Origin of the sequence: Actinomyces polynesiensis (genome assembly GCF_000820725.1) — a bacterium.
GTDB lineage: Bacteria > Actinomycetota > Actinomycetes > Actinomycetales > Actinomycetaceae > Pauljensenia > Pauljensenia polynesiensis.
The window spans coordinates 1-7,965 of the sequence record NZ_CCXH01000131.1; the positions used below are offsets into that span (position 1 = coordinate 1).

Genomic DNA, 7,965 nt, shown 5'->3' on the forward strand with positions numbered 1-7,965 from the left:
TCGCACTCCACCTCCTCCCCGAGCCGGTCCATGTCGCGCTGGAGCTCACGTGCCCGTCGGGCCATGCCCACCACCGCGCCGTCCGCCTGGAACTGCGCGAAGGAGGTCTCCAGGACGTCGCGGGTGTCCGCCCGCGTGGAGTGCGTGAGCAGGTTGACCACCATGTTGTAGGTCGGGTGGAAGGCGCTGATGAGGGGGTAGGTCCGCCGGGACGCCAGGGCCGCGACCTCCTCGGGGGCCACGCGCCCGCGGTGCAGGACCACGGCGTGGCCCTCCTCGTCGATGCCGCGCCGCCCCGCACGCCCCGACAGCTGCGTGTACTCCCCCGCGGAGAGCTGCACGTGGGCGACGCCGTTCCACTTCTGCAGGGACTCGATGACGACGGTGCGGGCGGGCATGTTGATGCCCAGCGCCAGTGTCTCCGTCGCGTAGACGACCCGGACGAGCCCCCGGGTGAAGAGCTTCTCGACCGTCTCCTTCATGACGGGCAGGAGACCCGCGTGGTGGGCGGCGATCCCGCGTTCGAGTGCGGCCGCCCACCGGTCGACGCCGAGGACGGCGTGGTCCTCCGCGGGGATCGTGGCCACGGCCTCCTCCACGACGTCGCGGATGCGCTGGGCCTCCCCCCGCGACGTCAGGACGATCCCCGAGGCCAGGACGGCGCGCACCGCGTCGTCGCACCCGGCGCGCGAGAAGATGAAGACGATGGCGGGCAGGAGGTGCGCCCGGTCCAGGGTGATGAGCACCGAGGAACGGGACTCACGCCGCGCGGGTACCCGTGCGGAGGGGTGTCCGGGGCCGCCCTCGTGCGCCTGCCACCGCCGCCCCGCGTTGCCCCGGGTCCGGGGGACGGCGCGCCCCCCGGGGGACACCGCGGCGAGGAGCTCGGGGTTGAGGCGGCTGCCGGACCCGTTCCCCTCGCGTCCCGGCGCGTAGAGGTCGTAGAGCACCGAGTCGACCATCATGTGCTGGTAGAGGGGGACAGGACGCCGCTCGGAGACCACGATGCGGCAGGAGCCACGCACCTCGCGCATCCAGGCGCCGAACTCCTCTGCGTTGGACACCGTCGCCGACAGCGCCACCACGGAGACGTGGGCGGGCAGGTGGATGATGACCTCCTCCCACACGGGTCCACGGAAGCGGTCGGCGAGGTAGTGGACCTCGTCGAGGACGACGTGGGTGAGGTCGGAGAGGTCGGAGCCCGCGTAGATCATGTTGCGCAGGACCTCGGTGGTCATGACGACCACGGGCGCCCCGGGGTTCACGGAGGTGTCCCCCGTGAGGAGGCCGACGTTGGACTCACCGAAGCGGGTCTGGAGGTCGACGAACTTCTGGTTCGAGAGCGCCTTGATGGGCGTCGTGTAGAAGGCACGGTGTCCCCGGCGCACCGCCAGGTGGGTGGCGAACTCCCCCACGACCGTCTTGCCGGCGCCGGTGGGTGCGGCCACCAGCACCGACTCCCCGTCCTCCACCCCCTCCATGCCCTCCAGCTGGAAGGGGTCGGGCTCGAAGCCGAGGGTGTCGATGAACTCCCGGCGCTCACTCGACTCGAAGTGCTGGTGCTCCCGGAAGGCCTCGAAGCGCTGTGAGGGGGCTGCGTCCTCCATGCCCTGCGGGGGTGCGGCGGGCTCACCCGAGGGCCGTCTCACCCGTCTGCGTCTGGGGCTCATCGTGTCTCTCCCGTCCCGTCCGGGGCCGTCCCGTCCCCGGTCCGGCCCTCCTCCCCGTCCCAGACCTCCAGGGCCTCCCCCGCCAGGCGTCCCATCGCGGTCGCCCACGAGGGCGGCTCGACGTCGAGCAGGTGGGGGGAGACGTCCACCAGGAGGGCCGCGACCCATCCGCGGCTCCACACGGGCACGTCGACGGTGAACGCCCCGTCCCCGCGTTCGACCACCTCGCAGGCGACCTCGTCGAGCACCCACTGGGCGGGCGCGGACAGACGCATCCGGACCCGTTCCCCGGGCGCGGTGTCGGGCAGGGCCTCGTGGTGGACGACTGGCTCCACCGTCGCGTGCAGGTCCGAGATGCGGTCCACGCGGAAGGTCCGGGCGGCGTCGGCCGTCAGACACCACCCCCGCAGCACCCACCCGTCGCGCATCCGTCGCAGCTGTCAGGGATCGACCTCACGGGCGCTGACACGCCCCCCGGGCGAGGTGTAGTCGAAGGTCACCCGCACCTTCCGCGCCAGGGCGTGGTGGAGGAGGTCCAGGCGGTCGTCGTGGCGGTCCGGTCGGCTCACCGTCAACCCCCCCGCCACGTCCCCGCTGCCCGCACCCAGTGCGCTCACGGCCATCGCCGTGGCCGTCAGACGTCGGCGGAGGTCCTCGTCGAGGACCGGGGCGATGGCCCGCAGGCCCACGAGGACGGCACTGACCTCCGCACGGGTCAGGCTCGGCGGGAGGTCCAGGCCCAGGGTCGTGCGGACCCTGAGGCGGTCCTCCCGTGCCAGGAGGTCCCAGTCGACCTCGAAGGAACTGCCCGGCAGCGAGTCCCCGACGTCCCCGAGCGTCTCGACGTCGCGGCGCAGCTGGCGCGGTGTGCGCCCGAAGTGCCCGGCCGCCTCCGCGACGGTGACGCCGGGGTGCTCCCCGATCCAGCTCACGAGGGACAGGAGACGCGCGGTACCGACCTCGACGTGTTCAGGCATGGTGTCCCTCCCCCGCGCGGTGCCAGTCCCGCGCGGCTCGCAGGCGGGTGAGGACCTCGTCGCGCAGCGCCGCCGGTCCCAGGACCACGACGTCCGTGGCCACGGGCAGGACCGCGGAGATCCAGGAGTGGATCTCGTCGGGGGCGCCGTCCACCACGTCCCAGCCGTCCTCGCCCTTGTGGATCCCGGTGGCGCGCAGGCGGACCTCGTGGGCCGCCCCCGCCCGCACCCGCAGACGCGGGGAGACGACGAGCTCCTCGAAGGGGTCCGGCAGGTCCTCGGGCGGGACCTGGGCGTCACCCGGCTCCCCGAGGCGCTCCGGACCGGAGTGGATGCGGGAGAGCCGGAACAGTCGCGGGGCCTCCCGGTCGAGGTCCCACCCCCACAGGTAGAGGGCGCGTCCCCGCAGGACGAGCCGCCAGGGCTCGACCGCCCGCTCGGCGGTCCCGGAGGCGGAGGTGTAGGTGAAGCCGAGGGGCTGGTGCCGGCGAGGGCGTCCATGACCGTGGCGACCACCTCGGCGCCCTCCAGGTCCAGGACCACGGGCGCGTCCGCGCCGGGGCCGTCCCCCACGGTGCGGGCCCTGAGTTTCGACATCAGGACGTCCTGCCGCGCGGTGGGCACCGAGGACCAGGCGCGCACCGCCATGTGGACGAGGGAGAGGTCGGTGGGGGTGAGGTGGGTGCCGCTGCCCGGGAAGGAGGCGGGCGAGACGCGGTAGCGCTCGGCGCCGGGGGGACCCACGAGGTCGAGCACCACCCCGGAGGCCCGCAGGGCGTCCTTGTCGCGCTGGAAGCGTGACTCGAAGGCGGAGTCGCTGAGCCCCGCATAGCCCGACGTGCCCCTCAGCTGCTCCTTCGTGCGGCCCCGCTCGGAGGAGAGGAGGTCGAAGAACAGGTTGAGGACTCGGAGGTTGGTCGGGACGGCGGGACTCACGTGCCCAGCCTAGGGCCTGTCGGCCCGTGGTCAGAGACGGGACGCCGCCAACTGGGTGACGATGACGCCGCGCGCACCCGCGTCGTGGAGTCGGTCCATCACCAGGTTGACCCCGTCGGCGCGCACCATGGCACGCACCGCCATCCACTCGGTGTCCACCAGGGGGCTGATGGTCGGCGAGTCGAACCCGGGGGTGATCGCGATCGCGGCCTCCAGGTCGGTCTCGCGCACGTTGTAGTCGACGAGGACGTAGGAGCGGGCGACGAGGACACCCTGGAGGCGCCGGTCGAGGGTGGCGAGGCGCGGGTCGTCGCGGAACTCGTCACGGGTGACGAGCACCGCCTCGGACTCCAGGAGGGGCTCCCCGAAGACCTCCAGGCCCGCGGCCCTCAGGGTCGTGCCGGTCTCGACGACGTCGGCGATGAGGTCCGCGACCCCCAGGCGCACCGAGGACTCCACGGCGCCGTCGAGGTGGACGACGTCGGCCTCGATGCCGTGGTCGGCGAGGTAGCTGCGCACGAGGTGGTCGTAGGAGGCGGCGACACGCTTGCCCTGGACCTGCGCGAGCTCCGAGATCCCCCCGCTGGGGGCGGCGAAGCGGAACGTCGAGCGGGCGAAGCCGAGGGGACGGTACTCGCGGGCGTCGGTGCCGGAGTCCAGGAGGAGGTCCCGCCCGGTGATGCCCACCTGGATCTGCCCACGGCCGACGTACACGGCGATGTCGCGGGGACGCAGGAAGAACAGCTCGACGTCATTGGCGGGATCCGTGAGCACGAGCTCACGCCCCCGCCTCGACGTGCGGTAGCCGGCCTCGGAGAGCATCGAGATGGCGGGTTCGGACAGGGAGCCCTTGTTGGGCACGGCGATGCGGAGCATGGGGGTCCTCACAGGTGGGCGTAGACGTCGTCGAGGGTGAGCCCCTTCGCGATCATCATCACCTGGGCGTGGTAGAGGAGCTGGGAGATCTCCATGGCGCAGTTGTCCAGGCTCTCGTACTCCGCCGCCATCCACACCTCGGCGGCCTCCTCGACGATCTTCTTGCCGATGGCATGGACCCCCCGGTCGAGTTCGGCGACCGTGCCGGACCCCTCGGTGTGGTCCTGGGCCTTCTGGGAGAGTTCGGCGAAGAGTGCGTCAAAGGAAGTCACGGGACGAGGATAGCCGGACGAGGACGCCCCCGGGCGACCATCCACCCTGCGGTCACCGCACGCACCGTCACCGCGAGACGTAGTCGTTGGTGACGGCGGCGTCGATGTCCGGGGCGGAGGACAGCATGTCGGGCACTCCCTTGAGGAAGGAACCCATGGCGCGCCAGCGCTCGAGGTCCTGTTCACCGCTCACCGTGTCGTCCGTGCCCAGGAACAGCTTCGTCGTGGCCGCCAGGACCGCCCGGGCACCCTCAACCGCGTCCGCGCCGGTCAGCGTCTGGTCGTAGTGCTGGGTGACCTCGATGGCGTGCTGGGGGTTGTCGACGACCCGCTGGATGCCCGCGACGGTCGCGTCCACGACCGCGCGCGCCTGGTCGGGATGGGCATCGAGCCACTCGTGGGTCGTGATGATCGAGGCCGACACCAGGGGCACGGAGTCGGGGTCGAGTTCGAGGGCGCGCACCGCGGCGCCCGCCTGCTGGAACTGCACGAGGTCGTTGTTCGTGAACCCGACCACGGCGTCGACCTGCCCGGAGGTGAGGGCCGCCTGCTGGGTGTAGCCGATGGACACGACGTCGACGTCGTCCTGGGTCAGGGACGCCTGGTCGAGGGCCGCGAGGAGCCCCAGCCACGAGGAGCCGTACTCCCCCGGCACCCCGATGCGCTTCCCGGCGAGGTCGGCGAGGGTCTTGATCGAGGAGTCCTCGGGCACGATGACGACCACGGGGTAGCTGCGGTAGTAGGCGCCGATGGACACGAGGTCGAGTCCCTGGTCGCGGGCCTGGAGGACCTCGTCCCCCGAGGCGACGACGACGTCCTCCTCCCCGGTGGCCACGGCCGTGAACAGGGCCTCGTCGGACCCGTGGTGGCGGATCGTGGTATCCAGCCCGGCCGCCCGGTAGATGCCGTCGTCCTCGGCGACGTAGACGGGGGAGAACTGCACGTTGGGGATGTAGGTGAGGCCGATGGTCACGGCCGAACCGCCCGACCCCCCGGAGGACTGCGTGCCGTCCCCGCCCGAGGCGGCACCGGAGGCGCCGTAGGGGTCGGCCTGCGTCCCGCACGCCGCCAGCGCGCCCGCGCAGACGAGGGCGGCCAGGCCCGTGACGAGTCGATTCCTCATGGTGTGTCCTCCTTCAGGACGGGGCGCCGGCCAGGCGCCGGCGCCGTTCGATGCGGTAGATGGCCGCGTACACGCCCATCGCGAGCGTGCAGAGGATGCCGATGGTGACGAACATCCCGGCGGTGTCCATGTTGACGCGCTGCTGGTTGAGGACCGCCCCCAGTCCGGTCCCGCCCATGACCATCTCCCCCACCACCGCGCCGGTGACGGACAGGGTGAAGCCGTTGCGCAGGCCCGCGAGGATCGAGGGGGAGGCGAGGGGGATCTCCATCGTGCGGGCCATGACCCACCCCGACGCCCCGTCCAGCTCGGCGGCCTCGAGGACCTCCTGGTCCAGGTGGCGCAGCCCGAGCACGGTGGACACGAGGATCGGGAAGAAGACCATGAGCGCGCACAGGGCGACCACGGCGGCGAGCCCGTACCCGATCCACAGGACGAGCAGGGGCGCGAGGGCGATCGCCGGGATCGCCTGGGTCGCCCCGAGGAAGGGCTCGACCGCCGCCTGGAAGACGCGGGACTTGTAGATCGCCCAGCTCATGGGGAGTGCCACCGCCGCGCCGACCACGCAACCCAGGAACGCCTCGCCGGCGGTGACGCCGATGCGGCGCCACATCCACTGCTGGGACAGCAGGTCGACCGCACGACGGGCGACCTCACCGGGTCCGGGCAGGATCCAGGACTCGACGCCCGCGACTGCGCTGAGTGCCCACCACAACCCCACCAGCGCCACCAGCGCCAGTGTCGGGGCGACGACGGTGATCGCACCGGAGGGACGGGAGCTGCGCGCCACGACGGACCTTTCTCGGTACCGGGGCGACGAACGGCGCGCGCGGGATGCCAGGGGCACCCCGTCGCTGCTCCTCCCATCCGGACTTTCACCGTCGGTACCGGAATCCCACCGGTTCAACCGCCCCACGAGGGGCGGGTCGCGGACTCTCACCGCCGGTTCGGAATCTCACCGACCCCGGAGCATGGGCCCATTGTGCCACGGATCGGCCGGGGGATGCCCGCGGGTCCACCACTGACCCGGGACGGGCCCGGCGAGGTGTGCCATCCCGGGGGCGGGGCGGGTCAGGAGTCCTCCCAGACCCGGCCCGACACCTCCTCGATGCCACGGTTGAACAGGGAGAGCAGGTGGGCGAAGCGCTCGACGTCCTCGTCGTCCCACCCGGCCAGCACCCGGTGGAGGGCGTGGACGTTGATCCCGCGCTGCTCGGCGTAGAGCTCCTCCCCGCGGGGGGTGATCCGGAACTTGCGGGCCAGTCCCCCCTCGGGATCGGGGATGCGCGTGACCAGGCCGGAGGAACGCAGGGCGGAGGTCTGGCGGTTGAGGGTCGAGGCGTCCAGACCGGTGACCCGGGCCAGCTCGGAGATGCTCATGGGGCCCATGCGGATGCGGGCGAGGAGTGTGTAGGCCGAACGGTCCAGTCGGGCGTGGTTGCGTCGGTGGCCCGAGATCAGTGAGAGGTGTCGTCCCAGGAGCATCGACTCGTGCTCGACGGCGGAGACGTCCTCGTCCCTGTCCCCTCCCCCGTCGTCGGTCGGGGCTGCCTCGTGGTGGTCCATCCCCCTGATCCTAGTGGCAGGGATCGCAGATCTGCACTGTGCACATCATGTGCAACAGGCATAGCGTGTGCACGCTACACATACGCTGTCGCCGCGCCCCGCCGCCGCCCCCCCCGGGTGGCCCGGCGCGTGGTGCCGCACCCGAGCGCCGGCCACCCGGCCGTGAGGAGCCACATGGACCACACCCGCCAGGACACCGGTGCGAGCAGGACCGTCGCCGTGCTCGCCGCGGCCGGCATCGCCTCGTCCCTCACGCAGACGCTGGTCATCCCCCTCATCGGTTCCCTCCCCGAGATCTTCTCCACCTCGGCGACCAACACCTCCTGGATCATCACCGTCACGCTGCTCACGGGCGCCGTGTCGATGCCGGTGCTGGGACGGCTCGCCGACATCCTCGGCAATCGGCGCATGATCCTGGTCGCACTGGTCCCGCTGTTCGTCGGATCGGTCCTGTGTGCCCTGTCCACGACCCTGCCGCTCATGGTCCTCGGACGCGCGCTCCAGGGAGTGGCCAACAGGATCACCCCCCAGGGCATCAGCCTGCT

10 protein-coding genes, 1 pseudogene and 1 riboswitch are annotated in these 7,965 nt (G+C 72.0%); of the genes and pseudogenes, 1 reads left to right on the forward strand and 10 read right to left on the reverse strand.

The features are described from left to right. The 10 genes and pseudogenes from TA90_RS06130 to TA90_RS06165 form a co-directional block, all read right to left on the reverse strand. The coding region (locus tag TA90_RS06130; protein ID WP_043535161.1) for a DEAD/DEAH box helicase at nt 1-1,670 on the reverse strand (1,670 nt) is incomplete at its 3' end. Beyond that, nucleotides 1,667-2,098 carry a helix-turn-helix transcriptional regulator gene (locus TA90_RS13145; protein WP_052450575.1) on the reverse strand — a complete coding sequence of 144 codons (432 nt, stop codon included), beginning with the start codon at nt 2,096-2,098 and terminating at the stop codon, nt 1,667-1,669. The genes TA90_RS06130 and TA90_RS13145, both read right to left, overlap by 4 nt. Nucleotides 2,099-2,110: 12 nt before the next feature. Then, complete coding sequence (locus tag TA90_RS13150) at nt 2,111-2,647, reverse strand: hypothetical protein (RefSeq protein ID WP_052450576.1); 537 nt, start codon at nt 2,645-2,647, stop codon at nt 2,111-2,113. Then, nucleotides 2,640-2,876 (reverse strand): WCX domain-containing protein, encoded by a 237-nt coding sequence (locus TA90_RS16085; protein ID WP_052450577.1) that lies wholly within the window; start codon nt 2,874-2,876, stop codon nt 2,640-2,642. The genes TA90_RS13150 and TA90_RS16085 overlap by 8 nt, the downstream gene beginning before the upstream one ends. Before the next feature lie 108 nt (nt 2,877-2,984). Next, a pseudogene (locus tag TA90_RS13790) lies at nt 2,985-3,731 on the reverse strand (WYL domain-containing protein); the annotation flags it as partial. Further along, nucleotides 3,614-4,459: an ATP phosphoribosyltransferase gene (gene hisG / locus TA90_RS06145; RefSeq protein ID WP_043535152.1), complete on the reverse strand. Its 846-nt coding sequence runs from the start codon at nt 4,457-4,459 to the stop codon at nt 3,614-3,616. The pseudogene TA90_RS13790 and the gene hisG, both read right to left, overlap by 118 nt. Nucleotides 4,460-4,467: 8 nt before the next feature. Further along, complete coding sequence (locus tag TA90_RS06150; RefSeq protein WP_043535154.1) at nt 4,468-4,731, reverse strand: phosphoribosyl-ATP diphosphatase; 264 nt, start codon at nt 4,729-4,731, stop codon at nt 4,468-4,470. Nucleotides 4,732-4,798: 67 nt separating this feature from the next. Next, nucleotides 4,799-5,854, reverse strand: coding sequence for an ABC transporter substrate-binding protein (locus TA90_RS06155; RefSeq protein ID WP_043535156.1), 1,056 nt, complete (start codon nt 5,852-5,854; stop codon nt 4,799-4,801). A 13-nt stretch (nt 5,855-5,867) separates the two neighbouring features. After that, nucleotides 5,868-6,644: an ABC transporter permease gene (locus TA90_RS06160; protein WP_043535158.1), complete on the reverse strand. Its 777-nt coding sequence runs from the start codon at nt 6,642-6,644 to the stop codon at nt 5,868-5,870. A gap of 61 nt (nt 6,645-6,705) precedes the next feature. Then, nucleotides 6,706-6,830, reverse strand: a riboswitch (FMN riboswitch). A gap of 95 nt (nt 6,831-6,925) precedes the next feature. Continuing rightward, the gene (locus TA90_RS06165; RefSeq protein ID WP_082031523.1) at nt 6,926-7,420 is read right to left on the reverse strand and encodes a MarR family winged helix-turn-helix transcriptional regulator; all 495 of its coding nucleotides are present in this window, start codon (nt 7,418-7,420) and stop codon (nt 6,926-6,928) included. A 174-nt stretch (nt 7,421-7,594) separates the two neighbouring features. Between TA90_RS06165 and TA90_RS06170 the strand changes: the two genes are divergently transcribed. Next, nucleotides 7,595-7,965 (forward strand): MFS transporter (locus TA90_RS06170; RefSeq protein ID WP_043535160.1); only part of this gene is annotated, 371 nt, incomplete at its 3' end.

Bases quoted from the DNA above. Each gene is read 5' to 3' on its own strand.
- TA90_RS13145 (WP_052450575.1), bottom strand. From the start codon at position 2,098: ATGCGCGACGGGTGGGTGCTGCGGGGGTGGTGTCTGACGGCCGACGCC.
- TA90_RS13150 (WP_052450576.1), bottom strand. From the start codon at position 2,647: ATGCCTGAACACGTCGAGGTCGGTACCGCGCGTCTCCTGTCCCTCGTG.
- hisG (WP_043535152.1), bottom strand. From the start codon at position 4,459: ATGCTCCGCATCGCCGTGCCCAACAAGGGCTCCCTGTCCGAACCCGCC.
- TA90_RS06155 (WP_043535156.1), bottom strand. From the start codon at position 5,854: ATGAGGAATCGACTCGTCACGGGCCTGGCCGCCCTCGTCTGCGCGGGC.
- TA90_RS06165 (WP_082031523.1), bottom strand. From the start codon at position 7,420: ATGGACCACCACGAGGCAGCCCCGACCGACGACGGGGGAGGGGACAGG.